The 26,638-nt window shown below is 40.5% G+C and carries 17 protein-coding genes, 2 tRNA genes and 3 rRNA genes; 7 read left to right on the plus strand and 15 right to left on the minus strand.

What is annotated here, in order from left to right; genetic code table 11:
• The first annotated feature begins 110 nt into the window (after positions 1-110).
• The 6 genes from DUT68_RS02565 to DUT68_RS02590 all read left to right on the plus strand — a co-directional run bounded on the left by DUT68_RS02565 (position 111) and on the right by DUT68_RS02590 (position 6,860).
• A 16S ribosomal RNA gene (locus DUT68_RS02565) occupies positions 111-1,630 on the plus strand.
• A gap of 192 nt (positions 1,631-1,822) precedes the next feature.
• Positions 1,823-1,897, plus strand: a tRNA-Ile gene (locus DUT68_RS02570).
• 15 nt (positions 1,898-1,912) lie between these two features.
• Positions 1,913-1,989: transfer RNA gene (locus tag DUT68_RS02575), tRNA-Ala, on the plus strand.
• 205 nt (positions 1,990-2,194) lie between these two features.
• Positions 2,195-5,069 (plus strand): 23S ribosomal RNA (locus DUT68_RS02580).
• 80 nt (positions 5,070-5,149) lie between these two features.
• A 5S ribosomal RNA gene (gene rrf, locus DUT68_RS02585) occupies positions 5,150-5,261 on the plus strand.
• The 16S, 23S and 5S rRNA genes sit together here with 2 tRNA genes alongside, the layout of an rRNA operon.
• 618 nt (positions 5,262-5,879) lie before the next feature.
• Entirely contained in the window at positions 5,880-6,860 is a 981-nt protein-coding gene (locus tag DUT68_RS02590; protein ID WP_113635494.1) for an acyl-ACP desaturase, read from the plus strand.
• A gap of 36 nt (positions 6,861-6,896) precedes the next feature.
• On the opposite strand, the gene DUT68_RS02595 is transcribed toward DUT68_RS02590, so the two are convergent.
• From DUT68_RS02595 to DUT68_RS02655, 13 genes are all read right to left on the minus strand, one after another.
• Positions 6,897-10,274 carry a methylmalonyl-CoA mutase family protein gene (locus tag DUT68_RS02595; RefSeq protein ID WP_113635496.1) on the minus strand — a complete coding sequence of 1,126 codons (3,378 nt, stop codon included), beginning with the start codon at positions 10,272-10,274 and terminating at the stop codon, positions 6,897-6,899.
• A gap of 203 nt (positions 10,275-10,477) precedes the next feature.
• Positions 10,478-12,139, minus strand: a complete 1,662-nt coding sequence (pafA, locus tag DUT68_RS02600) for an alkaline phosphatase PafA (protein ID WP_113635498.1) — start codon at positions 12,137-12,139, stop codon at positions 10,478-10,480.
• Between the two features lie 69 nt (positions 12,140-12,208).
• A complete protein-coding gene (locus tag DUT68_RS02605) occupies positions 12,209-13,495 on the minus strand; it encodes a bifunctional folylpolyglutamate synthase/dihydrofolate synthase (RefSeq protein ID WP_113635500.1) in 1,287 nt (428 codons plus the stop codon).
• 77 nt (positions 13,496-13,572) lie between these two features.
• On the minus strand, positions 13,573-14,388 hold the full coding sequence (locus DUT68_RS02610) for an energy transducer TonB (protein WP_113635502.1): 816 nt from the start codon (positions 14,386-14,388) through the stop codon (positions 13,573-13,575).
• 3 nt (positions 14,389-14,391) lie between these two features.
• The gene (locus DUT68_RS02615) at positions 14,392-14,793 is read right to left on the minus strand and encodes an ExbD/TolR family protein (RefSeq protein WP_113635504.1); all 402 of its coding nucleotides are present in this window, start codon (positions 14,791-14,793) and stop codon (positions 14,392-14,394) included.
• On the minus strand, positions 14,793-15,503 hold the full coding sequence (locus DUT68_RS02620) for a MotA/TolQ/ExbB proton channel family protein (RefSeq protein WP_113635506.1): 711 nt from the start codon (positions 15,501-15,503) through the stop codon (positions 14,793-14,795). Before DUT68_RS02620 ends, DUT68_RS02615 begins: the two co-directional genes overlap by 1 nt.
• Positions 15,504-15,509: 6 nt before the next feature.
• Positions 15,510-17,135: an HU-CCDC81 and SPOR domain-containing protein gene (locus DUT68_RS02625; protein ID WP_113635508.1), complete on the minus strand. Its 1,626-nt coding sequence runs from the start codon at positions 17,133-17,135 to the stop codon at positions 15,510-15,512.
• A 31-nt stretch (positions 17,136-17,166) separates the two neighbouring features.
• The gene (locus tag DUT68_RS02630; RefSeq protein WP_113635510.1) at positions 17,167-18,864 is read right to left on the minus strand and encodes a porin family protein; all 1,698 of its coding nucleotides are present in this window, start codon (positions 18,862-18,864) and stop codon (positions 17,167-17,169) included.
• A gap of 9 nt (positions 18,865-18,873) precedes the next feature.
• Positions 18,874-21,885 carry a tetratricopeptide repeat protein gene (locus DUT68_RS02635; protein WP_113635513.1) on the minus strand — a complete coding sequence of 1,004 codons (3,012 nt, stop codon included), beginning with the start codon at positions 21,883-21,885 and terminating at the stop codon, positions 18,874-18,876.
• A 225-nt stretch (positions 21,886-22,110) separates the two neighbouring features.
• Positions 22,111-22,422, minus strand: coding sequence for a hypothetical protein (locus DUT68_RS02640; RefSeq protein ID WP_113635515.1), 312 nt, complete (start codon positions 22,420-22,422; stop codon positions 22,111-22,113).
• Position 22,423: 1 nt separating this feature from the next.
• Positions 22,424-23,359: an aspartate carbamoyltransferase catalytic subunit gene (locus DUT68_RS02645; RefSeq protein WP_113635517.1), complete on the minus strand. Its 936-nt coding sequence runs from the start codon at positions 23,357-23,359 to the stop codon at positions 22,424-22,426.
• A 69-nt stretch (positions 23,360-23,428) separates the two neighbouring features.
• Positions 23,429-23,989, minus strand: coding sequence for a bifunctional pyr operon transcriptional regulator/uracil phosphoribosyltransferase PyrR (gene pyrR, locus DUT68_RS02650; RefSeq protein WP_113635519.1), 561 nt, complete (start codon positions 23,987-23,989; stop codon positions 23,429-23,431).
• Positions 23,990-24,447: 458 nt separating this feature from the next.
• Entirely contained in the window at positions 24,448-25,272 is an 825-nt protein-coding gene (locus DUT68_RS02655; protein ID WP_113635521.1) for an aminotransferase class IV, read from the minus strand.
• A 127-nt stretch (positions 25,273-25,399) separates the two neighbouring features.
• Here DUT68_RS02655 and DUT68_RS02660 point away from each other — a divergent pair, with 127 nt between their 5' ends.
• Complete coding sequence (locus DUT68_RS02660; protein WP_113635523.1) at positions 25,400-25,801, plus strand: thiol-disulfide oxidoreductase DCC family protein; 402 nt, start codon at positions 25,400-25,402, stop codon at positions 25,799-25,801.
• A gap of 26 nt (positions 25,802-25,827) precedes the next feature.
• On the opposite strand, the gene DUT68_RS02665 is transcribed toward DUT68_RS02660, so the two are convergent.
• Both DUT68_RS02665 and DUT68_RS02670 read right to left on the minus strand, forming a co-directional pair.
• Positions 25,828-26,037: a hypothetical protein gene (locus DUT68_RS02665; protein WP_113635525.1), complete on the minus strand. Its 210-nt coding sequence runs from the start codon at positions 26,035-26,037 to the stop codon at positions 25,828-25,830.
• Between the two features lie 117 nt (positions 26,038-26,154).
• A complete protein-coding gene (locus tag DUT68_RS02670) occupies positions 26,155-26,529 on the minus strand; it encodes a DUF779 domain-containing protein (RefSeq protein ID WP_113635527.1) in 375 nt (124 codons plus the stop codon).
• Positions 26,530-26,638 lie beyond the last annotated feature (109 nt).

The raw sequence follows: 26,638 nt of genomic DNA on the forward strand, positions 1-26,638 counted from the left end.
GTACATACAGCCAGCTGTTTTCTTTGGGTCGGTTCTTACAGACAACATAATAGAAGAACAGACAAATCAATTTTAGTTAATAGATGTGTCAGCGTTCGAATTCACATTTTACAATGGAGAGTTTGATCCTGGCTCAGGATGAACGCTAGCGGCAGGCCTAATACATGCAAGTCGAGGGGTATGGGAAGCTTGCTTCCCAGAGACCGGCGCACGGGTGCGTAACGCGTATGCAACCTACCCTTTTCTGGGGGATAGCCCGGAGAAATCCGGATTAATACCGCATAAGACCACACGATGGCATCATCGAGGGGTCAAACATTTATGGGAGAAGGATGGGCATGCGTGCCATTAGCTAGTTGGCGGGGTAACGGCCCACCAAGGCGACGATGGCTAGGGGATCTGAGAGGATGGCCCCCCACACTGGTACTGAGACACGGACCAGACTCCTACGGGAGGCAGCAGTAAGGAATATTGGTCAATGGGCGCAAGCCTGAACCAGCCATGCCGCGTGCAGGAAGACGGCCCTCCGGGTTGTAAACTGCTTTTGTACGGGAATAAACCTCTCTACGTGTAGGGAGCTGAATGTACCGTAAGAATAAGGATCGGCTAACTCCGTGCCAGCAGCCGCGGTAATACGGAGGATCCAAGCGTTATCCGGATTTATTGGGTTTAAAGGGTGCGTAGGCGGCCTGTTAAGTCAGGGGTGAAAGACGGTGGCTCAACCATCGCAGTGCCCTTGATACTGATGGGCTTGAATAGACTAGAGGTAGGCGGAATGTGACAAGTAGCGGTGAAATGCATAGATATGTCACAGAACACCGATTGCGAAGGCAGCTTACTATGGTCTGATTGACGCTGAGGCACGAAAGCGTGGGGATCGAACAGGATTAGATACCCTGGTAGTCCACGCCCTAAACGATGAACACTCGCTGTTGGCGATAAACGGTCAGCGGCTAAGCGAAAGCGTTAAGTGTTCCACCTGGGGAGTACGCCCGCAAGGGTGAAACTCAAAGGAATTGACGGGGGCCCGCACAAGCGGAGGAGCATGTGGTTTAATTCGATGATACGCGAGGAACCTTACCCGGGCTTGAAAGTTAGTGAAGTATCCAGAGATGGATGCGCCCTTCGGGGCACGAAACTAGGTGCTGCATGGCTGTCGTCAGCTCGTGCCGTGAGGTGTTGGGTTAAGTCCCGCAACGAGCGCAACCCCTATGAATAGTTGCCAGCATGTAACGGTGGGGACTCTATTCAGACTGCCTGTGCAAACAGAGAGGAAGGAGGGGACGACGTCAAGTCATCATGGCCCTTACGTCCGGGGCTACACACGTGCTACAATGGACGGTACAGAGGGCAGCTATCCGGCAACGGAATGCCAATCTCAAAAAGCCGTTCACAGTTCGGATCGGGGTCTGCAACTCGACCCCGTGAAGTTGGATTCGCTAGTAATCGCGTATCAGCAATGACGCGGTGAATACGTTCCCGGGCCTTGTACACACCGCCCGTCAAGCCATGGAAGCTGGGGGTACCTAAAGTCCGTAACCGCAAGGAGCGGCCTAGGGTAAAACCGGTAACTGGGGCTAAGTCGTAACAAGGTAGCCGTACCGGAAGGTGCGGCTGGAATACCTCCTTTCTGGAGTGGTCCCGGCCACCCGCTGCGCATAAAATGATAATGTATATCTCGAAAAGGAAAAAGAAACACCAAGAAGATGAAGCCATTCTAGCGGAAGCTGTCGGCGAGATTGGATGATAATTACGATTTACGAATTACGATTGATGCGAGAGAGAAAATCGTAGATCTGAAATCTACAATCGTAAATCAAATAGTCCCGTAGCTCAGCCTGGTTAGAGCACTACACTGATAATGTAGGGGTCTCCAGTTCAAATCTGGACGGGACTACGGACAAGTTTTTTTGGGGGATTAGCTCAGCTGGCTAGAGCGCCTGCCTTGCACGCAGGAGGTCAACGGTTCGACTCCGTTATTCTCCACCATCTTGGGTTTTGCGTAATACGTTATACGTGGTACGTCTGGCATCATTGCCTACGTGGGACGTACGACTTACGGCGTACAACTTGAAGGAAAAGTTCTTTGACATATTGGAAGAAGTTAAAAAAGAAGAGCAAACAACAATAGGTACTCCATAGCGATATGGATATCAGAAAAGCACACCGTGCGGCGCAAAAGGCGCACGAGTGGAAGAAAGTAAGAAAGAGTACACGGGGGATGCCTTGGCTCTCGGAGGCGATGAAGGACGTGATAAGCTGCGATAAGCGCCGGGGATCTGCAAATGAGACTCGATCCGGCGATTTCCGAATGGGGAAACCCGCCATGTTGAAGACATGGCACAATAAGAGCGAACCTGCCGAACTGAAACATCTAAGTAAGCAGAGGAAGAGAAAATAACAATGATTTCCTGAGTAGTGGCGAGCGAAAGGGAAAGAGCCCAAACCGGCCATGTTACGGCATGGCCGGGGTTGTAGGACTGTGACGTGGTTATAATGCAGCGAAGTGGAACAGGATGGGAAGCCTGGCAAGATAGGGTGATAGCCCCGTACACGCAAGCACCATTAGCCTAACAGCATCCTGAGTACCGCGAGGTCGGAGACGCCTTGTGGGAATCTGCCGGCACCATCCGGTAAGGCTAAATACTCCCGAGAGACCGATAGTGGACCAGTACCGTGAGGGAAAGGTGAAAAGAACCCCGAACAGGGGAGTGAAATAGAACCTGAAACCGTGTACTTACAAGCGGTCGGAGCCCCGTATGGGGTGACGGCGTGCCTTTTGCATAATGAGCCTACGAGTTACTCTTCACTGGCAAGGTTAAGTGCTTCAGGCACGGATCCGAAGCGAAAGCGAGTCTGAACAGGGCGCACAGTCAGTGGAGGTAGACGCGAAACCTTGTGATCTACCCTTGGGCAGGTTGAAGTTGCGGTAACACGTAATGGAGGACCGAACCGATAAACGTTGAAAAGTTTCCGGATGACCTGAGGGTAGGGGTGAAAGGCTAATCAAACTGGGAAATAGCTCGTACTCCCCGAAATGTTTTTAGGAACAGCGTCGGCATCGAGTTATACAGAGGTAGAGCTACTGATTGGGTGCGGGGGAGTCAAATCCTACCAAATCCAGACAAACTCCGAATGCTGTATAATATGGCCGGCAGTGAGGCTATGGGTGCTAAGGTCCATGGCCGAGAGGGAAAGAACCCAGACCATCAGCTAAGGTCCCCAAGTTGCAGTTAAGTTGAACTAACGAGGTGCGGTTGCATAGACAGCTAGGATGTTGGCTTGGAAGCAGCCATTCATTTAAAGAGTGCGTAACAGCTCACTAGTCGAGCGACCGTGCATGGATAATAAACGGGCATCAAACTGCACACCGAAGCTATGGGATTGAAATATATCGGTAGGGGAGCATTCCATGTGGGGCGAAGCTGTGGCGCGAGCCGTGGTGGACCGCATGGAAAAGCAAATGTAGGCATAAGTAACGATAAGGCGGGAGAGAAACCCGCCCACCGAAAGGATAAGGTTTCCTGATCAACGCTAATCGGATCAGGGTTAGTCGAGGCCTAAGGCGAACCCGAAGGGGGTAGTCGATGGACAACGGGTTAATATTCCCGTACCTTTTATAATTGCGATGTGGGGACGGAGTAGTGGAACTGCCGCGGCCTGACGGAATAGGCCGTTGAAGACGGTAGGTATACGCACGGTAGGCAAATCCGCCGTGTGTGCCGAGAGTCGATAGTACCGCGAGCCTTCGGGCAAGTGGATAGCGCAGGTAATCAGACTTCCAAGAAAAACCGCTAAGCTCCAGGTTATAAAAGCTCGTACCGCAAACCGACACAGGTATCCGGGATGAGAATTCTAAGGTGCTCGAGTGAATCATGGCTAAGGAACTCGGCAAAATGGCCCTGTAACTTCGGGAGAAGGGGCGCTGGCAGCAATGTCAGCCGCAGTGAAAAGGCCCAGGCGACTGTTTAACAAAAACACATGGCTTTGCAAAATCGAAAGATGAGGTATAAGGCCTGACACCTGCCCGGTGCTGGAAGGTTAAGAGGGGATGTCATCAGCAATGAGAAGCATTGAATCGAAGCCCCAGTAAACGGCGGCCGTAACTATAACGGTCCTAAGGTAGCGAAATTCCTTGTCGGGTAAGTTCCGACCTGCACGAATGGTGTAACGATCTGGGCGCTGTCTCAGCCATGAGCTCGGTGAAATTGTGGTCCCGGTGAAGACGCCGGGTACCCGCAACGGGACGGAAAGACCCCATGCACCTTCACTACAGTTTAACATTGACATTGGGTACAGGATGTGTAGGATAGGTGGGAGGCTTTGAAGCGGCGTCGCCAGGCGTCGTGGAGCCAACGTTGAAATACCACCCTTTCTGTATTCGGTGTCTAACCCCGGCAATCCGGGGGACATTGTTTGATGGGTAGTTTGACTGGGGTGGTCGCCTCCAAAAAGGTAACGGAGGCTTTCAAAGGTAAGCTCAGTACGCTTGGTAACCGTACGGGGAGTGCAATAGCATAAGCTTGCTTGACTGTGAGGCATACAGGCCGATCAGGGTCGAAAGACGGATATAGTGATCCGGTGGTTCTGCATGGAAGGGCCATCGCTCAAAGGATAAAAGGTACGCTGGGGATAACAGGCTGATCTCCCCCAAGAGCTCATATCGACGGGGAGGTTTGGCACCTCGATGTCGGCTCGTCACATCCTGGGGCTGGAGAAGGTCCCAAGGGTTCGGCTGTTCGCCGATTAAAGTGGCACGCGAGCTGGGTTCAGAACGTCGCGAGACAGTTCGGTCCCTATCTGTTGTGGGCGTAGGAATCTTGAGTGGGGCTGACCTTAGTACGAGAGGACCGGGTTGGACCAGCCTCTAGTGAATCTGTTGTTCCGCCAGGGGCATTGCAGAGTAGCTACGCTGGGAATAGATAAGCGCTGAAAGCATCTAAGTGCGAAACTAGCCACGAGATGAGGATTCCATACAGGGCCGTAGCAGACTACTACGTCGATAGGATACAGATGTAAAGGTGGCGACACCACAGTCGAGTATTACTAATAGCCCGAAGCTTTCAAGGCTGCACACACGTTGTTTGTTCTTCCCATTGACTTCTTTCAATAATATGTCATTTGTATCAGCTGATGATCATAAAGATATTCAGGTGCCTATATCGATGGTGTCCACCTCTTCCCATTCCGAACAGAGAAGTTAAGCCCATCCGAGCCGATGGTACTGCGGTAACACGTGGGAGAGTAGGTCGGTGCCTATCCTTACAGCCCCCCTTCAGAAATGATCGGGGGCTTTTTTGTGCCCAAAAAGATCCATTAACTATTTGCTAAAATGCTGTATTGTTAATCTGATCTCAAGCAACTCCATAGCTTTAAAAGCTAAAGGAACTTGTAATATGTTCTTGATGGTATCTGAAGTTATATTCATTCAGATGGTTGCTTATTGATCTTCTCTCCCTCTCTCTGTATTAGCAAGGATATAATTAATGACAAATCGCTACGGATTCTAGCTCGTTCAAACATAGTCTTAATTGATAATGCAATGAATGCCTCTGTTAATTTCCTGCCTTGATTCCTGACCTATATTGGTAATTTCTATATTACAATATTTCAATTTTTAGGTAGAAGTAGGTTTGTACAAATGTTGCTTAATGTCAATTCTGTTTTGCGACATTTAAAAAGAAAGTTTGTATTATTTTTCAATTTTTTAATTATAAACCTATTACTTGGCAAAATTGAATACTTTAATTGCTTTTTGAATAAATGAAAACGAAGTGATTTTTATCATATTTGTTAATTATCAGTGTGGTAATCATTTAATAAATTCCTCTATACCATATAATTTGGCTATCTTTGCACTTTAAAATCAGTACACATAGATGAGTTTTTTTGTTGAAAGAAGAAGGGAAGTAATGCAGCATATTGAAAAGTATATGCTTGAGAAGATGCCAGAATATCTTAAACCTATAGATGAAATTTGGCAACCATCTGATTTTTTACCCGATTCGAGCAGAGAAGATTTTTTTCAAAAAATTAAAGATCTACAACAAAGTGCAGGTGAATTGTCATACGACTTAGTAGCTGTTTTAATAGGTGACACCATTACAGAGGAGGCTTTGCCAACTTATGAATCGTGGTTGGCTATGGTTGACGGGGTAAGTAAAGATGAAGAAGGTGGTTGGATGAAGTGGAACAGACACTGGACTGCGGAGGAGAACAGACACGGAGATTTACTTAATAAGTATTTGTATTTATCGGGGCGTGTTGATATGCGTCAAATGGAGATCTCAACACAGTATTTAATTGCGGACGGTTTTGATATTGGTACGGGACACGATCCATACAGAAACTTTATTTATACCTCATTTCAGGAGTTAGCTACCAATATTTCGCACAGACGTGTGGCTTCTTTAGCTAAGAAAGATGGTGATGTCTTGTTATCTAAGATGTGTGGCGTAATTGCTTCAGATGAGGCGAGACATGCAAAGGCTTATAAAGATTTTATTGCTCAAATATTTAAAGTTGACGCTAACGAAGCGATGTTAGCTTTTGAGGATATGATGCGTAAAAAAATTGTAATGCCAGCACATTTCTTGAGAGAAGTAGGATTACCTATTGGACAGGTGTTTGGACATTTTACTGATGCAGCGCAACGTTTAGGCGTTTACACTGCTGTAGATTACGTAGATATTCTAAAACAGCTTATTGTTGATTGGAACGTAGAAAGCATCAAGGAACTTAATGAAGCTGGTGAGAAAGCAAGGGATTACATCATGAATTTGCCGAACAGGTTGCTTCGAGTAGCAGAGAGAATGAAAAATCCATCTTTAGATTATAAGTTTAAATGGATATTAGCATAAATAAAAAAAGCGGCTCTTAAGCCGCTTTTTTTACGCCTACATATTTCTGCGATATTGTCCGCCTACTTGATAAAGTGCATTGCTAATTTGTCCTAGAGAACAAACTTTACAAACTTCCATGAGTTTTTCAAAGATATTCTCACCGTTGACAGCAGCTCTTTGTAAATCCTTTAAAAGGTTTGAAGCGCTACTTTCGTTTCTCTTATGAAAAGCATCTAATGCTGAAATTTGAAATTGCTTTTCTTCTTCTGTGGCTCTAATTACTTCGCCAGGAATAATGGTAGGCGAGCCATTTTTGTTAAGAAACGTATTCACACCTACTATCGGGAATTCGCCGGTATGTTTCAAAGTCTCATAATACAAACTTTCTTCCTGAATTTTACCACGTTGGTACATCGTTTCCATAGCTCCTAGTACGCCACCACGGTCGTTAATTCGTTTGAATTCAGCAAGAACAGCTTGCTCCACCAAATCAGTTAGTTCTTCAATGATAAAAGCGCCTTGCAGTGGATTTTCATTTTTAGCAAGTCCAAGCTCTCTATTAATGATCAATTGAATTGCCATCGCTCTGCGTACAGATTCCTCCGTTGGTGTAGTTATAGCCTCGTCATAAGCATTAGTATGCAATGAATTACAGTTATCGTAAATGGCATAAAGCGCTTGCAACGTAGTGCGAATATCATTGAAATCAATTTCCTGAGCATGTAAAGACCTACCTGATGTTTGAATATGATACTTCAATTTTTGCGAGCGATCATTTCCTTTGTATTTATTTTTAATTGCTTTTGCCCAAATTCTTCGAGCTACTCGGCCGATAACAGCATATTCGGGATCAATTCCGTTACTAAAGAAAAAGGATAAATTAGGCGCAAAATCATCGATATGCATGCCTCTGCTCAAATAATATTCTACAAATGTAAAACCATTACTTAAGGTAAACGCCAACTGAGAAATTGGGTTAGCACCCGCTTCGGCAATATGATAACCAGAAATAGAAACCGAATAAAAATTTCGAACTTTTTCTGTAATGAAATACTGTTGAATATCGCCCATCATCCTTAGCGCAAATTCAGTGGAGAAGATACAAGTGTTTTGTGCTTGATCTTCTTTTAAAATATCAGCCTGTACAGTACCTCTTACTGAGCTAATTGCTTTTGCTTTAATTTGTTGATAGACATCGGCAGGCAACACCTGATCGCCAGTTACGCCAAGTAGCATCAAGCCTAAACCATTGTTGCCTTCTGGCAAATTGCCATTATAGCTAGGTCTGGTTAGTCCTTTTTTAGCGAAAATATCAGCAATTTTCGCTTCAACTTCAGCTTGTAGTCCATTTTCCAAGATATATTTTTCGCACTGCTGATCAACGGCGGCATTCATGAAGAAACCCAATAACATTGGCGCAGGTCCATTTATAGTCATAGAAACAGACGTACTTGGTGCGCATAAGTCAAATCCTGAATATAATTTCTTAGCATCATCAAGCGTTGCTATGCTCACTCCAGAATTACCTATTTTTCCGTAGATGTCAGGTCGGGTATGCGGATCTTCTCCATATAAGGTTACCGAATCAAACGCAGTAGACAATCGGTGAGCTTGCTGGCCTAACGAAACGTAGTGAAAACGCTTGTTGGTTCTTTCCGGTCCACCTTCCCCGGCAAACATTCTTGTTGGATCTTCTCCATCCCGTTTCAGCGGGAACACACCAGCAGCATAAGGAAACTCGCCCGGTAAATTTTCCGTTAGTAACCATTTTAAAATATCTCCCCAATCTTCGTATCTGGGAAGTGCAACTTTAGGGATTCTCAGTTTGGAAAGAGACTCATAGAATAATGGTTGTTTAATTTCCTTATCTCTAACTTTGTAAATGAAATTATCTTGCTTGTATTGATGTTTTGTATTAGGCCATTCCCTTAATAATCTTCTACAATTTCCATCTAACTGTTCTTCATAATAGGTATATACTTGTTGCAAGTTGCCATCGAAGGTTGGGATTTGAGAATTATCTTCGTTCAACAGATTGATTACGCCCTGTAATTGATACATTTTACGTGCAATAGCTACCTGTTGTGCAACCCAATCATTATACTGTTCGCTTGCTTCGGCAATTTCAGATAAATACCTCGTACGATCAGGTGGAATGATGTAAATTTTTTTAGATTGTTCGGAAGTCATTTCCATTTTAGCTGAAAAATCTACTCCAGTTTTATCTTTGATTTTGTTAACAATTGCAACAAATAAATTATTGGTGCCAGGATCGTTAAATTGTGAAGCCATTGTTCCGTACACAGGAATTTCTTCATCTTTGGCTTCAAAAATATTGTGATTTCGCTTGTACTGCTTTCTTACATCACGCAGTGCATCTAAAGCGCCACGCTTATCGAACTTATTAATGGCCACCAAATCGGCAAAATCTAGCATATCTATTTTTTCCAACTGTGTAGCAGCTCCAAACTCAGGCGTCATTACATACAGAGAAACGTCGCAATGTTCTGTAATCTCAGTATCTGACTGGCCAATACCAGATGTTTCCACGATTACTAAATCAAATCCGGCGGCTTTACATATATCGATGCTTTCTTGTACATTTTTAGATAGGGCGAGGTTAGCTTGCCTAGTAGCTAATGAACGCATATAAACCCTTGGATTGTTAATGGCATTCATTCTTATTCTATCTCCCAACAAGGCACCGCCAGTTTTTCTTTTAGAAGGATCAACAGAAATAATTGCAATAGATTTATTATCTACTTCGATTAAAAATCTTCGAACCAATTCGTCAACTAAGGAAGACTTTCCTGCGCCGCCTGTTCCGGTAATACCTAAAACAGGTGGGTTGGTAGGTTGTTTTTTTCTCAGCGTTGCTAACGAGTCTTCAAAGGCTTCGGCATTATTTTCTGCCAGAGAGATTGCGTTTGCGATCTTTCCGTTATCGTCCTTTTTTAATGGCTTTTCTAAATCGAATTTGCTTTTTTCTGTAATTGCAAAATCTGTTTTTTGAAGCATGTCGTTAATCATGCCTTGCAGTCCCATTCTTCTACCGTCGTCCGGCGAATAGATCTTCGCAATACCGTAGCTCTCTAGTTCTTTAATTTCATTAGGTAAAATTACACCACCTCCACCACCAAATATTTTGATATGATTTGCACCACGTTCCTGCAATAAATCATACATATATTTAAAGTATTCAATGTGTCCACCCTGATAAGATGTCATCGCAATACCTTGAACATCTTCTTGTATTGCGCAATTTACAACTTCTTCCACCGAACGGTTATGCCCTAAGTGAATAACCTCGGCACCGCTGGACTGCAAAATTCTACGCATGATATTAATGGTAGCATCATGCCCATCAAAAAGTGCAGCGGCAGTTACAAATCTTATTTTATGTTTAGGCTGATAGATTTCAATTTTATCCATACGATAAATCCTGATATAATTTTTGCTAATATTTGGCTAATAGATATGTACCAAAGGTAAGATTTTTGCTAGGTGAAACGCTAAATTTTAGGAGTAAAAATGTTGTAGTAAATTTGAAGATTTGATATTAAAATAGCCCTAATAATGAAAAACCCTCAATTCGTATTTCAGAAATGAGGGTTGAATTATTAAAATTTTAAAGCTTATTTAAGTAAATCGGTTATTACTTTGCCTATACTACCACTCGGTTGCTGAATATGCAACAAGGCAGAAACAGTAGGGGCAATATCGGACATATAATATTCTTTATTTGTTTTACCAGGTTTAACGCCCCAACCCATGAAAAGTGCAGGAATGTGACTATCGTAAGGATTCCATGCGGCATGCCCTGTTCCTGGAGTTAAAGTAGGATACCAGCCAGCATCTAGAATGATATATACGTCGCCACTTCTACGGGCATTATACCCATTGATGATTTTATTTTTAATTTCTTGAGGGATAGTAACTGCGCCCATATTTTTAATGTCTACCGCATTTAAAACCCCGTCTTGTTTCACCAAATAATCTATCGTGGATTGTTTGATTTTAGCATAATCAGCTTTAGCTTCCTTAATTGCATCAGTATCAAAAATCACTTGATTGTTAATAATGGTGAAAATTACATCCTTCACCTTAAACTCATTAAAAATCAAACTATCTAAATCAGTTTTGAACTTTTTAGTAGCTAATCCACCTCCAGGCATTTTGTTTTCTTTAGAAAAGCCAGGAACATGAGTTGCACCGTGGTCGGCGGTTAAGAATAACAAATAGTTTCCTTTGCCGATGGTTTTGTCCAAATAGTTGAAGAAATCTTCCAAATCTTTGTCAAGTCTTAAATACGTATCTTCCAGCTCGATAGAATTTGGTCCGAATTGGTGCCCTACGTAATCTGTTGAAGATAAACTTACTGCTAAGAAATCTGTATTTCCAGTTTGACCAAGCTTTTCAGCAGGTATCGCAGCTTTGGCAAATTCTAAAGTAAAGCTGTTACCCTGCGGCATGCTTGCCATCATCGAATAGTTTTTATTAGCATATTGTTTAAATAAGTGAGGAAAACTTGAGGTTTTTTCACCTTTAAAAGTGCGCTCGTATGGTTTTGCATCGGCGGTACTTTCCGTATAAGTTTCAATAGGATATAAGGTATTCCAATCTTGTTCAAAGTATTTATTTGGAAGTCTTTGCGCATTAAAATCATTTACCCAAGTAGGCAATTGCTGCATGTAATGCGTGCTGGAAATAAAACTGCCAGTCATGTCATCGTACCAGTAAGCGCCATTTGCCGTATGCCCGCCAGGAAGAATCGCACCTCTATCTTTAATAGAAACACTAATTACCTTGCTTCTAAAGTTGGTAGCCATCCTAAGCTCATCGGTTACCGTAGTAACTAGCAAATTTTTTGGTGACATTAGCCCTTCGTTGCTTGAGCTTCCAACGGTTTTAACGCTTTTATCTTCTACACAATAAACATCCCTGCCCAACTGAGGGTCAAACCAGTTATTGCCAATAATACCATTAATAGCCGGTACAGAACCAGTATAAATTGAAGAGTGGCCGCATGCAGTTAAGGTTGGTGTATAAGGGATCAAAGTATTTTCTGCAGAAAAACCTTCATTGATTAATCGTTTGAAGCCACCATTGCCATATCTGGCATAAAAACGATACAAATAATCCCAACGCATTTGATCTATCACCATCCCAACTACTAATTTGGGACGAGCTACCGTTTGTGGAAATGCAGAAGGTTGAACTTTAGCTTGTTTTTTCTGGGCGTTTGCACTGCTGCAAAATAAAATAGCTAAAGAAATGCACAAAAGTTTAATTTTCATTTATAAAATTGATGTTTTTGTAAAGGTATTAAAACGATGTTAAGATAATTGGTGCGCATTGTAAAGATTTTATATAATTTCTGCTACTACAAATGTGCTACCGCCAATGAAAATGAGATCTTTTTCGTTAGCAGCATTTTGCGCAGTTTGCAGAGCGTCAGCTACCGATGTAAACGCTTCGCCTCGGAGTTGATATTGAAGTGCTTGTTCTTTTAATTCAGCGGCGGGTAAGGCACGTTCTAATTGCGGTTGGCAGAAATAATATCTTGCCTGGCTTGGCAATAGCGCCAGCACGGCATTGATATCCTTATCTTTTACCATTCCAATCACCATGTGTAGGTTTTCATAAGGTGTTTGTTTGATGTTTTCTACCACTTCGGCGATGCCAGCTTTATTGTGTCCGGTATCACAAATGGTAAGTGGTTTTTTATGAAGCGTTTGCCATCTACCTTGTAAGCCAGTGAGTTTTTTTACGCTTTTTAAGGCATCAAGTATTGCTTTGTCAGTTAAATTATAACCTAGCTTTTTGAGCTGCAATGAAGCTTCAATGACTGTTAATATATTTTTTAACTGGTAGCCGCCAGTTAGATCTAAAGCTAGATTTTTGAAAAGTGTTTGATCTTTCTGTATGACATCTACCTTTAAAGTATCTACATTTTTAGCAATATTGGTTACGATTAAATCATCTTGGGCAAAAATCAAATTTGCGTTTTGTTCGGTTGCTTTTTTAATGAATACTGGATCTGTTTCTGGATGATGTTCACCGATGATTACAGGAGTGTTCTTTTTAATGATGCCAGCTTTTTCAAATGCAATTTCGGCAAAAGTGTTGCCCAGCATGTTGGTATGATCTAGGCTGATATTGGTAATTACAGCTAGCTCTGGTTGGATGATATTTGTAGAATCCAAACGTCCACCTAAACCTACTTCAATGATGGCTATATCCACTTGTTGTTGCTCAAAGTAGGAAAAGGCCATGGCAACGGTGACTTCGAAAAATGAAGGTTCGATAGCTGAAATTAGCGTTTGATGTTCTTTTACAAATTTAGTAACGAAGCTTTTCGAAACCATTTTTCCATTTACTCGGATACGCTCCCTAAAATCTTTAAGGTGAGGGGAGGTATACAAACCTGTTTTATAACCTGCTTTTTGGAAAATAGCAGCCAGCATGTGAGAAGTTGAACCTTTCCCATTTGTACCGCCCACATGAATGGTTTTGTATTTATTCTGTGGGTTATTTAAAGCATCACATAATGCAATGGTGTTGGTTAAATCTTTTTTGAAAGCCGATGCACCAATGCGGGTAAACATTGGAAGGCGGCTATAGAGATAATCTACCGTTTGTGGGTAAGTCATTTTATGGGAATTATATAACCACCTTAGTAAAGCTCAGTTATAATTAGCTTAATTTTATCAGGTGGTTTAATATTACGCTACTTCACTATAAATTTAAATGGCACGTAAAAGATTCGAATATCTGGTCCTTTAGTAATTGCATTTAACGAAGCATTAAGCATAGCTCTTTCACATTTATCCTCCAGCGTTGGATTTCTAAAAGTACTTCCTTTTGCGCCGGCAGTGGCTCTTACGATTCTACCAGATTTATTTACTTCAATCTTCACCATTATCGTGCCTCTTTCCTGACCATCATCATCAGGAGCAACGAGGTTTTTGAAGTTACTTAAGGGCAGTGCTTTATTGCCAAAGCCTGAACCACCATCACCGTAAAATGGCGCCAATGGGTCACCGTCTGGATCACCTTGATTGCCCGGGGTGGTACCGGTGCCATCTCCACCACCTTTTGCATTGTTTTTATTGCCTTTGTACAACGCATTTGGATTAATTGCAGGCTGTTCAGTTTTGCTATCCTGAGTGTTACTAGGATTAGCGTTGCTCTTAGTTGCTTTTGTATTTACGCTCACCGCATCTTCGTTATCTTGCGTAGTGAGGTTTTGATCACTTAATTGTGATTGTGTGCTTTTAGTGGTTGGGTCGGGAGTAACTTGGTCAGGCTTTTTACCGTTTGCATCCGGAGCCATAGAAGGTTCTTCTATGTTGGTATAATCGGTACCCATTCCTTCTACAGAAGTGCCATAGTTAACCACCATGCCGCCCATTCCGTACTCTTCATTAGGCTCAAATTTTCCAATAATCCAAATAAAACTAAGCACGATAAATGCCGCCATAATGCCGGTGGATATCGCCAAAGCTTTTGGATAATTGTTATCTTCTTTATGGTTTTGTGCCATGCTTTACTTCTTTTGCTCAACGGCTAAAACAACTTTCAATTTTAATTTGTTGGCCACATCAAAAACCTTCATGGTGTTTTCAATTGAAACTCCTCTGGCTACGTATAAAACAATGGTTAAATCGGTATTTTCCTGGATAGAGCCTTGGATTTTAGCTTCCATAGCCTCGAGTGTTACTGGCTGCTTATCTACAAAGTAATTCAGGTTGTCATCAATGCTAACCGTAATAGACTTTTGATTATTAGCTTGCTGGCCTGATGAAGAACGAGGCAAAAGTAATTTAACCACTTGTGGATTAACCACAGCAGAAGCCAAAAGGAAAAACAGCATCAAGAAAAACATGATGTCGTTTAACGCAGCGGTGTGTACCTCTACATTACCTTTCTTTCTGTTTTTTAAATTCATTATTTCCCTGGTTCTTCTAATAGATCAATAAATTCAATTGCCTCAGTTTCCATTTTAAGGATGATTTTTTCTACCATCATATTTAAAATGTGATAAAGCACATACGCCATGATACCGATAATTAAACCAGTAGCCGAAGTAATCATTTTGGTATAAAGACCATCGGAAATGGTGCCAATTTCAATAGCTCCCTCAGCGGCAACTTTTTGAAAGATGGTGATTACTCCAATAATGGTTCCTACGAAACCTAACATGGGCGCAATACCGGCAATAATTCCTAAGATACCTATGTTTTTCTCCAATTTAGCTACTTCAAGTTTTCCTGTATTTTCAATAGCTCCTTCGATATCTTTAATTGGTCGGCCGATACGTTTTAAACCTTTTTCGAGCATACGAGCAAGGGGAGAAGTAGTGTTGCGGCACAATGCGATCGCATTTTCCAAGCGACCATCCTGAACGTTTTGTTTTACTTGAAACAGTAAATTTGTATCGTTTTTAGAAGCTTTGCGAATAGTTAGGTATCGTTCGATGAATATTACTAGGCCTAGGAAAGCAAGCAACGCTAAAGGGATCATTACCCAACCACCCCTAAAAAGTAAGTCAATGAAGTGTATTTCCTGTTGTGTTTTTACAGCGGTAGTAGAAACAGTTTGTGCCGTATCAGCTAAGGTTTGAGCAGTGTCCTGTAAATTGGCTTGTAGTAATATCATTGTGTGTTAGTTGTTTTTAATTTTTTGTACGTAAATTTTTTGGTTTTTAAGTTGCTTACGTAATCTTACAACGTTTTTTTCGGCAGAATCAATATTGTTATAAGAAGCAATACTGATTTTTTTATAGATTTTGCCAGGCATATCGGCTACTTTAGCCTCGAAGCCCTTGCTTTTCATGTAAGCAATGTACTCTTTTACTTCCGACTCTTTAGCAAATGCAGCGGCGATAATGTCATAAGTCACTTTCGGACTCACTTCGGTTTTAGTTGTAGTTACAGCTAGCGTATCTTTTGCAGGTTCAACTTTTAGTCCAGCTTTCTCTGCATTTTTCATGATACTATCGGCAAAACTTAAAGAATCTTGCTGAGTTTTTAAGTTGTTTGAAGCTATAGGTATTGCCATTTTTTGATCAGGGTTAGTGTCATTTTTAGAAAAACTAGAGAATACCTCTGGCTTAATAAAATACACTAGCGCAGCTGCCAATACGATAATTAGTAGTGCTATGCCCAGTTTCATGTAAAGCGGTATTTTTGAGGTTTCTTCCGCTGAATTTTCTTCGCTTATAGTGTTTTCGATATCCTTACCTGTATCTGGAGTAGGTTCGTCACGGTAATTGCCTACGGTATCAAAATCCCACTGTTTAGTAGTTGAAGTAAGCTTAATAGCCTCATCGCTTTCGCTTGCTGGAAGGTCGATTTCTCTATCTACTTGAATAGTTTCTTCAAATTTCTCTTCCTGAATATCTTTTTCAACAATAACATTATCGCCGTCAAAATCCCAGTTTTCTTGGACGTCTATCTTATCAGCGGTTGCATTACTGTATGCCTGATTATCAATTTCGTTGATTTCCTCAAACACTTCATCATCAGTTGCTTCATTTTCAATGATCTCTTCTTCTGCCTCTTCGTTAGCTGTAAGTTCTTCTTCCGCAACTGTTTCTACCTCTTCGTGGATGGTTTCTACCGCGTCCTCTTCCGTGGTTGGTTGCGCAGGTTCATCTGCTATTTGTTCATTTTCTACAGTGCTTTCGGATTCCTGGAGTTCGGGAGTAACTTCTTCTTCAGTAGGAACCATTTTCATTTCCTGTTCAAATTCAGGTACTTGAACTTGTTCTATTTCAGGTTCTTTGAGTTCCGCATTTGTTTGGGTTGGCGCTGCTACAGGTTCCGAGCTGGAAAATTTTTCAGTTTCCTGCGAAATAGGAGCGTCTGGGTTAGTTGTTTGAGGTATTTCGGCAACAACCGAAGGCAGCGCATAAAATTCAAAACCAGTATCAATATTTTGATTCTGATTGAAGATTATTGTGCCATCGTCCTGTTTTGTAAGTGTACCCAGATTTTCTAATGCATATTCGCCACTGGCAAGTCCATTATTAACTTCTGCAACAAACTGGCTTATAAAATACTTTGAGGCTTCTTCAGAGATACCTCGTTTACTATGGATAAATTGGACTAAGTTGTTGTTTTCCAACTGATCCGTTGTAAATTCTAAAACATAGCTTGGCGGTAAAAACGAATGTGTTTCCGCATCATATCGCCCAGGGATTTTCTTTTTATATAATGTACCCAAGCCCTCAATACCAATTTGTTTGCGGGTTTTTAAAAGCTCTATAAGGTATTGTACTATATCCATTTGGGTAAAATTAACTATAAAAATTAACCTTTTAAAACGAATAGGTTAAGCCGCCAAAGATATTAAATCCATTTAGACGATAGTATAAAAATTTACTGTAATTGGTGTTTAAAATGTTATTTGCTTTGGCAAAAGCCGAAAATTTGTTGTTGATTTTGTACGTACCTCCAACGCCCAAGTCTACAAATCCTTTTACGTTAACCACACGTTCTTTGTCGAAATCGGGAACTGGTGGGTAAGTGCCATCTGGGTTTAAAGGATTAACGATAAATACTTTGGCTTTGCTGTCATCCTGTATTGACACTGCCGCATCAAATGTGAATTTTTTATCGATAACAAAGCTGAAATTGGAACTCAAGCGCAATTGAGGTTTGAAATAACTTTCACGTTCAGCACCTGCTTTGTAGTTTTCCATGTTCAGTTTTCCTGTCCATTTTAGGTTATCACTAACTTGTACACTTAGCTCACCTTCTAAGCCTAATATCTTTGTTTTGCCGAAATCGTAAATCACGTCAAATTTATTGAAGGAATCAAAGCTGTTTACGAATAAAGCCATATCGGTAATTTCACGACTGTAAACACGAGCTTTGTAACCAAATCCTGGTCCGCCGGTACCTTTAATTCCCGCACTGATACTTAAATTCTCTACGCTGTTTTTAATGGTGATATTACTGTTTAAGAAAGGATTTTCATCGGTTAAATCTTTCAGCGTATTTCTATTAACATCGCCTTTTACTTCTCCAAAAACTTGTAAAAAGTCAGGAATTAAAGTAAAATCAGCCGTAACTACAGGAAAAATCCTAGTGCTTGATTTTGTTCCAAATTCCTGCACTAAATTTGCACCCGCTATAATTTTAACACCACCGGCTTGTAATTTTACGTAAGGATTCACCTTGAACAAATTATTGGCAACTTCGGTGTTTAAATCTTTTGTTTTCCCTAGTTCGGCAGAAGTGGCCAAGCCTAGGTTGAATTTACTGATTCGTTTATTCAAGTATCCTGTGAGTGTTAGTGCACTTTCCTTTGCACTAAACCTGTCGTTAAATAAATAGCCATTAACTTTTGCAGCATAACTGAAAGCATCAGGATCAGGTGTATATTTACTAATTGCCTCGCCTTCAAGTTCGAAAAAATTGAGCAATTGCCTTTCAGGATTTGGATTTAGGGAAGGGTTTTGATCATCAATGCCGTAAAAATATAAACCATGGCGTTGATAATTTACCTTGCCATTTAATGTAGCGGTTTCACCTATACTACGTGCAAATACGCTCAGCTGTTGCTTGTTTTCGTTTTGTTTATTCAGCTTACCTTGCTGTCCAAAATGTCTGAAAAATGCGCCTGCCTGTAAAGCCGGATCTTGCCCCATACCAACATAGGCTTCGGCCAAGAACGTACCTAAATTTCCAATACCACCTTTAACGTAATTATTAAAAAGCTCTGCCCGGCGTTCATCGGCCACTTTTTGCGCTTGCAATTTTTGAATATCTGTATTCAATTCCAGCTTTCTATCACTCAATTGATAGTTGAATTTAGCTTTGTAAGTTTTGATGTTATCCAAATCCGGACTTCTCCTCAACTTTACGGCTTCCGCTAAAACAGGTTTATACGGTCTAATAATTTCAATTTCTTCGCTAACAGTTTTTTCAGGAGGCTTTACATCTTGCGCTCGTAAACCAAGTGTTCCAATTGCAAGTAAAATCGTAAAATATGTTGTTTTATTAAATCTCATTGTATGTGCTTAGTTAATTTTTGCCAATTTCTCTTTTGCCGTAGGAACAATATCATCATTCCCTTCATAATTGTCGATGATACTCAACAGCGTACTTTTAGCTTGCATTTTATCTTTTAATGCCAAATAGTTATCAGCTAAAAGGATAAATGATTTTGCCACCCAGTAATCGTAAGAAGGCATGTTATTAATTAAATCGAAACAGGTTTTTTGAGACGTTTTATAATCGCCTTTGGCATATTGTAAAGCTGCGATGTTGTATTTGGCCTCTGCGGCAGCCAATGTTTTAGTAGCAGCTACTACTTTATTGAATGATTTTACTGCTGCTGTGGTATCAGCTTTCAACAAAAATGCTTTGCCGGCATATAAATCAGAGCTGTTTTTTTCTTCCTCTGATGATTTTTCCGATGATTTAATGATTTCAGAATACTTCAAAATATCATCAGGCATGTTAAGTGCAGTATATGCCTTAATCAAATTATTGATGGCATAGCTGTAATGCGCTTTATAATCGGCTGTTGTTTCTAAGCGTTTCAAGTAAACAATGGCCTCATTGTATTTTTTCTCATCCATTAATACCTTCGAAACGCTCATTAAAGATCGTTCTGTGTATTCGCTTGTCCAATCGTTTAAGATGTAATCGTAATCTTGGATGGCTTCTGCCGAGCGGCCAAGTTTTACCAAGGACTCAGCCCTGATGAATTTCGCTTCCTTATCGTGAATTGGTTTAGGGAATTTTTCCAAGTAAGCATTAATTGCCTCATAAGCACCTTTGGCATCACCTCTTAAGTAGATGTTATTTGCCGCTTGGAACATGATATTGTCCTGCTCACTCAATGAGTAATTGCCCAGCGGTGTGGTAGCGGCATAGGTAATAAATCCGTTCGCATCACCACGATCAACATAAATGTTTTTGATAGATTCTAAAGATTGTTTAGCTTCTGGAGCGCTTGGATAATCTCTAATTACTTTTTTGAAAGATTCCAACGCCATATCATCCTGATCTTGATTGTACTGCACTAATCCAATGGTCATTAAAGCTTTAGGAACATAACTACTACGAGGGTATTTTGCAATCAAGGCCACTAAGTCGGTCTTTGATTTATCAAGCTCACCCTTGTTGAAGTAAGTATAAGCCATCTCAAAACCTGCATCATCGGAATAGTTGGAGTTTGGAAACTGTTGCAACAAACTTTGCATGGTCGCAATTTTGGCATCATCCTGCTTTTGCAAGCCTTGTATCATACCGCGTTGGAAAAGCGCATAGTCTTCACCAGTTTGTCTGTTTGCAATAATGCGATTGTAGTAAGATAACGCATCACCGTAATTTTTGTTAACGAAATAAGAATCGGCTAATCGTAAAGTGGCATCGTTTACCGTTTTAGGGTCTTTATCATTACCCCTTAAAAAGCGCTCGAAATAAGTTGCTGCTTTTACATATTTTTCATCCTCAAAAGCGGCGTAGCCCAAAGCGTAATTGGCGTAGTTGTACACTTCAGTTTTTTTGGCTTCAGGTAAGGCCAAAAAGGTTTCAAAAGTTTTTACTGCCTCGCCATATTTACGCAATTCGTAGGCAGCTTCAGCTTTCCAATAGATACTTAAAGCGTAAATTTCATCATCTTCAGGAAAATTTCCCGAACGCAAGAACATGGAAAGCGCATTAGGGAAAGCTCTTTCGTTATAAAACTCCAACCCTCTGAAATAAGTAACCTTTTGATAAGCTGCTTTAGCCTCTGGCGTTTTATTTGGGATGGGTTCTAAAATATCAATAGCCGCTTGATAGTTTTTGCTAGTTAGTAAAATTTCACCAAGTAAGGTTTTGGCTTCGTTGATTTTTTTGGAGTTAGGAAACGTTTTAAGGAAGTTTTGTGTTGATTCCAGCGCCTGTTGGTTAAACTCAAGTTCGTAGCTTAACTTTGCGTAATTGATCCAAGCTTCTTCTTGCATCACCTTGTCGAAATCTAATCTTGAAGCACGGAAAAATGCATTTCTGGCTTTCTCTTTTTGGTTCAGTTTTAAGGCAGATTTAGCCAAAGTGAACATACCATTTTGCAGGTAAACATCATCCGTATTTAACTTTTCAAGTACCGCTACAGACTCTTTATACTTGCCATTTTGGTATAAGGCATAGCCATATTGATAGATGAACAGGTTGTTTTTAACCTGGTTCTTATCTTTTTCATAATACAGACTGAAATACTTCTCAGCATTTTTAAATTCAGACTTCGAAAAGTAAGATGCTGCTACCAAGCTTAGCATTTCTGCTTCATATTTTTGCTTGGTTTTTTCCATTACCGGAATGGCATAGTCAATAACATCATCATAGCGTTCATCCAAATAATACATTGAAGTAATGTAGTAAGGATAGCTAGCCTCGTAAGTAGGAGAGCCCTTTAGTTTTTCGAAATTAGCTAGGGCAGTTTTATACTCTCTATTTAAGTAATTGATGTAAGCAAAATAGTAGGTAGCGCTTTCCTGAAACGGCGATTCTACTTTTTTAACCGCCTCAAATAACGGCTCCGCTTTTTCAATATCATTTTGCTCAAAATAGGCATAGCCTTGTTTAAATTGATACTCTAAACGTTGCTTGCCTGATAAAGAACTTGGATCAGCCTGATTAAACCACTCTAACGCCTTAACATAATTTTTTTGTCCGAAATAAGCCTTACCCATAAAAAAGTAAGCCAATTTAGTATTCGGGTTTAGCGGATATTCTCTAATGAACTCTTGGAAAAGTGCTTCAGCATCATCATTTTCTAATTCGATAGCACAAACTGCCGCGTAAAATTTAGCATTTTCTTTTAAGGTAGATAATTCGGCATTGCTGAGTTGTTGTGTGCTGGTTTTATTGCGGTACTGCTCTACCATTTTAAATTGCTGTGCAGCAGCTACGAATTTTTCATTATGCAGTAGTTCTAAACCGCTTTGGTAATTTTGGTTCAGCTTTACCAAGGGACTTGTTTGGGCAAATCCGTAGCCATTGGCCAACAGTAAAGGAACCAATAAATATCTTTTCTTCATTTGTGTATTTTTCTTTTTTAAGCAGCTTTAAAGGTTACTTCTAAAAAAATCGCTCAAATTCAAGGCTATTTGCAATGGTTTGAGCTTGGGTTGATACTAAAATAGAATTATTGAGCTTAGCTATCAACATAAGAAATTAACATCTGTTGATAACAGAGATTTAACGAAATGTGTATGAGCTTGGTATGACCCTTTAAAAGTTTTTAACAAAGCCGTTGTGCGGGTCTATTGTAGCTTGTTACTGTTTTTCCTGAGGATGTTCCAGTATTTCCCTTCGTTGTAGTTCCAATTAGCAAATCCGGAACCTAAAATGATTAATACAGAAAGTACGAGTAGGTTTAATAGTATGCTAAATAGGTGGGTAAAGGTAAAAAAAGCATATTCTGTATCGCCAATAATGAAAAAGTTAACCAAGTCAATTAAAATGGCTAAAGGTAAAACCACATTGCTAAATGTTTTTTTAGCGTGGGTTCTCCAATTCCATTGCTTGCGTTTTTCACTCCAATAGCTTACAAACTTCTCTTCTTGAGCATCCATTTTAACTATCTTTTTGGCTGGCCAACAGATAAAGCACCGCCATTCTTATAGCTACACCATTTTCTACCTGGTTAAGTATAATCGACTGCTTGCTATCCGCTACGTCGCTGGTAATTTCTACCCCACGATTGATTGGCCCCGGGTGCATTACCACAATTTCTTTGTCCAAGTTGTCAAGTATCTGCTTATTTAAGCCATACATCATAGCGTATTCGCGGCCTGTTGCAAAATACTTAATATCCATACGCTCCAGCTGAATGCGTAGCATGTTGGCTACATCGCACCAGTTTAAAGCCTTAATTAAATCATGTTCTACTTTAACACCAAGTGCAGCAATATGTTTCGGTATCAGCGTAGTTGGGCCACATACCATTACTTCGGCACCTAGTTTTTGCAAGCACAAGATGTTTGAAATGGCTACCCTTGAGTGCAAGATATCGCCCACTATTACCACTTTTTTGCCTGCAACGTCACCTAATTTCTCCCTTATTGAAAAAGCATCAAGCAATGCCTGTGTTGGATGTTCGTGTGCGCCATCGCCAGCATTTACAATTTGAGCGTTAATGTGTCTACTCAAAAACTGACCAGCTCCAGCATAGGGGTGGCGCATTACCACCATATCCACTTTCATTGCTAAAATGTTGTTTACGGTGTCAATTAAAGTTTCGCCTTTACTTACCGAAGATGAAGATGCAGCAAAATTAACCACATCGGCCGATAACCTTTTTTCTGCTAGTTCAAATGAAAGTTTGGTACGTGTAGAGTTTTCAAAAAAGATATTGGCAATGGTAATATCTCTTAAAGAAGGCACTTTTTTGATTGGACGGTTAATGACATCCTTGAAGTTGTCCGCAGTTTCAAAAATCAATTCAATATCATTCAGGTTAATGTCTTTAATCCCTAAAAGATGTCGGGTTGATAATTTATCTGCTGCCATTTTACTGCCTTTTTTATCTGTTTTTATGTTGTTTTTAATTGCAGATACTTCCCGCCAGACCTCACTAACTTATGGTCTTTTCGGCGAAGAAGGTTCTGATAATAAAATTACTTTATCCTCTGCTTCGTTTTCTATCCAGCTAACTTTTACCTTCTGCGAGTCAACGGAGTCTACTCTCATGCCAATATAGTTCGCTTCAATAGGTAGGTGTCTTGAAAATCTGCGGTCAATCAGCACCATCAATTCTACGCTTTCTGGTCGGCCGTAGGCTAAAAGTGCATCCATTGCTGCACGGATAGTTCGGCCTGTCCAAAGCACATCATCAATCAGTATTACCTGTTTGCCTTCAATAACAAAGTCAATAGTATTGCTGCTTGCCGTTACCAAACCATCTTTACGTCTAAAATCATCCCTAAAAAAGGTAATGTCCAGGTGTCCTTTTTTGATGGCTTCTGTTTTAAGTATTGCAGTTAATTCTTGATGAACACGATCGGCAAAAAAAGTTCCCCTTGGCTGTATGCCAATTAAAACAGTATTACTAAAATCGGTATGGTTCTCAATAAGCTGGTGACAAAGTCGCTTAATTGTGATTTGAAGTTTTTGGCCGCTGAGTAGAGTTCTCTTTTGCATTGCACTTTGATTGCGCAAATATAGGTAAATGTTTTAAGCTTGGAAAGTTGAAACGTGCTAAAAATTTAATGTTTTAGCTGATGCCTAATTCGTTAACTGTTTAACTGTTTAACTGTCAAGCCAAACCGTCAGAAAGTAAATGTTTCTTTCGTTTATAATTTGGAAAAGCATTGGCCTGCTCAAATTCTTATCAGCCCCGCTATACGCTGCAATCTTTTTGTTTTTGGCAGTGAAAAATATTAAGTCAAAGCGGTATGTAACATAGGTCTCTCGAAGCTCGGGATGACAAAAGGCATAAGAACAAAAAGTATTTCCGCTGCTATCGGGTTTATTTAACTTAAACCTGTGCACAGCACTAGCCACCTAAACCCGACATAAGCGAGCACGTAGCCCAATGAAATTGGGAGAAGTAAAGCGGTTGGCGGGACTAACGTAGCTAGCAGCTCAAGCCTTGATTTCTAATAATTATTAATCATTGTCAACAGCTGCTCATTCAAAGCTGTAGTAATTTTTCCGGGCTTTCCATTTCCTATCGGTTTGCCATCCAAATTGATTACCGGCAGCACATTTTTGGTTGAACTGGTAATAAATGCTTCGTCAGCGTTAATCAAATCGTCCAACGAAAAATCCCTTTCCAAAACGGTAACGCCTTCCAAAGCAATTGACAATGTTTTGCTGCGTGTTATTCCTCTTAAAATATCGGTTTTTGGGGTGATAACTTCACCGTTCTTCACCATAAAAATATTAGCTCTTGGACATTCCCTCACTTGTCCGTTATGATGATAAATCAAATCATCGGCCTGTTTTAGTTTTAAAATGGGCTGTAAGCGTATGGCTTGTAAATAATCAATGGTTTTTACACTTGGAAGCTGCCGCTGATAGTTGTGTGAAAGTAAACGCAAGCCTTTGCTGAAACTATAGCTATCATACTCAAAGGCCGTTTGTACAATTACCAAGTTGGGTTTAGCTATTTGGTAACCATCTTCAGAGTAACCACCGGTAAGTATAATTTTTAAACCTGAATTGGGGATGTTGTTTTTCTCCAATAGTGAATTTACAGCCTTATATAGCTCGTTTCGGTCCAATTCAATTTCTAAATTCATTTCCCTGGCCGAATTGTAGAACCTATTAAAATAATCTTCAATAAAAATAGCCTTACCATTTACAGTTTTCAAAAAATCGAAAATACCGTAACCACGCTGTACAGCTAGGTCGCTTACCAGTAATTTAGCTTCGTTTTCTAAGAAAAGTTGCCCGTTAACGTAAGTGTATTTATTGTTCATGTGAGTAGTTTAGCTATTTAGAGTGAAAAATGTTATTAAAGGACCGTTAAAATCAAAGTTTAAAATAAAAAACATAACACCGAAACTTTGGTGCATTTAATCAATTACTTTCTTTAATTTGTACGCAATGTCAAGTCAGTCGGTTATATTTTTTGATGGCGTTTGTAATTTGTGCAACAGCACGGTGCAATTTGTAATTAAGCACGATAGAAGGCAGTATTTTAAGTTTGCAGCGCTACAAAGTGAGTTTGCTCAGGAGCAGTTATCAGGCTTTGTATTAAAGGCAAAAAGAGGAGATAGCTTTGTGCTGGTTGAAGATGGAAAGGTTTACGAACAATCTACTGCGGCTTTGCGGGTAGCCAAAAAATTGAGTGGACTTTGGCGGTTACTTTATATTTTTATTGTTGTTCCACCATTTGTTAGAGATGCCGTTTACAACTTTGTAGCTCGTAATAGGTACAAGTGGTTTGGTAAGCAGGAAAGCTGTTGGGTGCCTACACCAGATTTGAAAAGCAGGTTTTTGGATTGAAAAATATCGGCAGCGTGGAAATGTTCCTAAGCTTGATCGTTATTTGCCTTAGGTTTTGGGCGCCAAAGCCAAATGGCAATTACCGTTAACGGAATGCTGATACTTAAACTGGCTAATTTCAATTGATCTCGCTTGGCGGCAATATCCACATCGGTGGTGGTGAAAATATAAACCGTTTCTTTAATTGCCCAAATGGCAATAATGCTAACTAACAATGCAATGAGCTTACGTGTCATGGTGATCCATTTGAAAGCTCAAATATTGCATTTTTAACTGAAAAGCTAGCAAAGTTTAATAAAAAACCAGCAAGCCGTAAGCCTGCTGGTAAATCAAACCAAAATATAAACTAAGAATTATTTTGCAACGGTAACTGGTTCCAAATTGGCTAATTCCGTTTGGGAAAATAACCGATAATGGATTTTAAAAGTTTTGCCGATTGGCGTTTCTAGTGAAAACCCGCCAACGCCAAATCCATCTAAAACATCAAGCGTAAAATGGGCATACTTCCAATATTCAAATAAATCCTTATCTACCCAAAATTCACAATCTTCAATAGTGCCAATGCAAACATCGTTCATCCGTACATAAAAACCGCCTTTATGGAAGCATTGCGGTTGTGTGCCTTCGCAGCATCCACCGGCTTGGTAAAACATTAATTCACCATGCTGTTCCTTCAACTGTTTGATCAGTTGTTTTGCACTTTCAGTGCTATCTAATCTTTTTACCATTTCAGCCTCCTTTTGTTTTTCTAGAGAGATTGCTTTGTAAAGCTCGCAATAACGATATATGAAGCGTCATTGCGAGGAAGTATGACGAAGCAATCTCCAAACTTAGTTG

It is taken from the genome of Pedobacter zeaxanthinifaciens, from assembly GCF_003313335.1.
Taxonomy (GTDB): Bacteria; Bacteroidota; Bacteroidia; order Sphingobacteriales; family Sphingobacteriaceae; genus Pedobacter; species Pedobacter zeaxanthinifaciens.

What these genes read in the sequence shown, in the direction of transcription:
- DUT68_RS02640 (WP_113635515.1), bottom strand. Translation starts at nt 22,422, where the DNA reads ATGGATGCTCAAGAAGAGAAGTTTGTAAGCTATTGGAGTGAAAAACGC.
- DUT68_RS02655 (WP_113635521.1), bottom strand. Translation starts at nt 25,272, where the DNA reads ATGAACAATAAATACACTTACGTTAACGGGCAACTTTTCTTAGAAAAC.
- pyrR (WP_113635519.1), bottom strand. Translation starts at nt 23,989, where the DNA reads ATGCAAAAGAGAACTCTACTCAGCGGCCAAAAACTTCAAATCACAATT.
- DUT68_RS02595 (WP_113635496.1), bottom strand. Translation starts at nt 10,274, where the DNA reads ATGGATAAAATTGAAATCTATCAGCCTAAACATAAAATAAGATTTGTA.
- DUT68_RS02590 (WP_113635494.1), top strand. Translation starts at nt 5,880, where the DNA reads ATGAGTTTTTTTGTTGAAAGAAGAAGGGAAGTAATGCAGCATATTGAA.
- DUT68_RS02660 (WP_113635523.1), top strand. Translation starts at nt 25,400, where the DNA reads ATGTCAAGTCAGTCGGTTATATTTTTTGATGGCGTTTGTAATTTGTGC.
- DUT68_RS02670 (WP_113635527.1), bottom strand. Translation starts at nt 26,529, where the DNA reads ATGGTAAAAAGATTAGATAGCACTGAAAGTGCAAAACAACTGATCAAA.
- DUT68_RS02665 (WP_113635525.1), bottom strand. Translation starts at nt 26,037, where the DNA reads ATGACACGTAAGCTCATTGCATTGTTAGTTAGCATTATTGCCATTTGG.
- DUT68_RS02615 (WP_113635504.1), bottom strand. Translation starts at nt 14,793, where the DNA reads ATGAATTTAAAAAACAGAAAGAAAGGTAATGTAGAGGTACACACCGCT.
- DUT68_RS02605 (WP_113635500.1), bottom strand. Translation starts at nt 13,495, where the DNA reads ATGACTTACCCACAAACGGTAGATTATCTCTATAGCCGCCTTCCAATG.
- DUT68_RS02630 (WP_113635510.1), bottom strand. Translation starts at nt 18,864, where the DNA reads ATGAGATTTAATAAAACAACATATTTTACGATTTTACTTGCAATTGGA.
- DUT68_RS02610 (WP_113635502.1), bottom strand. Translation starts at nt 14,388, where the DNA reads ATGGCACAAAACCATAAAGAAGATAACAATTATCCAAAAGCTTTGGCG.
- pafA (WP_113635498.1), bottom strand. Translation starts at nt 12,139, where the DNA reads ATGAAAATTAAACTTTTGTGCATTTCTTTAGCTATTTTATTTTGCAGC.
- DUT68_RS02625 (WP_113635508.1), bottom strand. Translation starts at nt 17,135, where the DNA reads ATGGATATAGTACAATACCTTATAGAGCTTTTAAAAACCCGCAAACAA.
- DUT68_RS02620 (WP_113635506.1), bottom strand. Translation starts at nt 15,503, where the DNA reads ATGATATTACTACAAGCCAATTTACAGGACACTGCTCAAACCTTAGCT.
- DUT68_RS02635 (WP_113635513.1), bottom strand. Translation starts at nt 21,885, where the DNA reads ATGAAGAAAAGATATTTATTGGTTCCTTTACTGTTGGCCAATGGCTAC.
- DUT68_RS02645 (WP_113635517.1), bottom strand. Translation starts at nt 23,359, where the DNA reads ATGGCAGCAGATAAATTATCAACCCGACATCTTTTAGGGATTAAAGAC.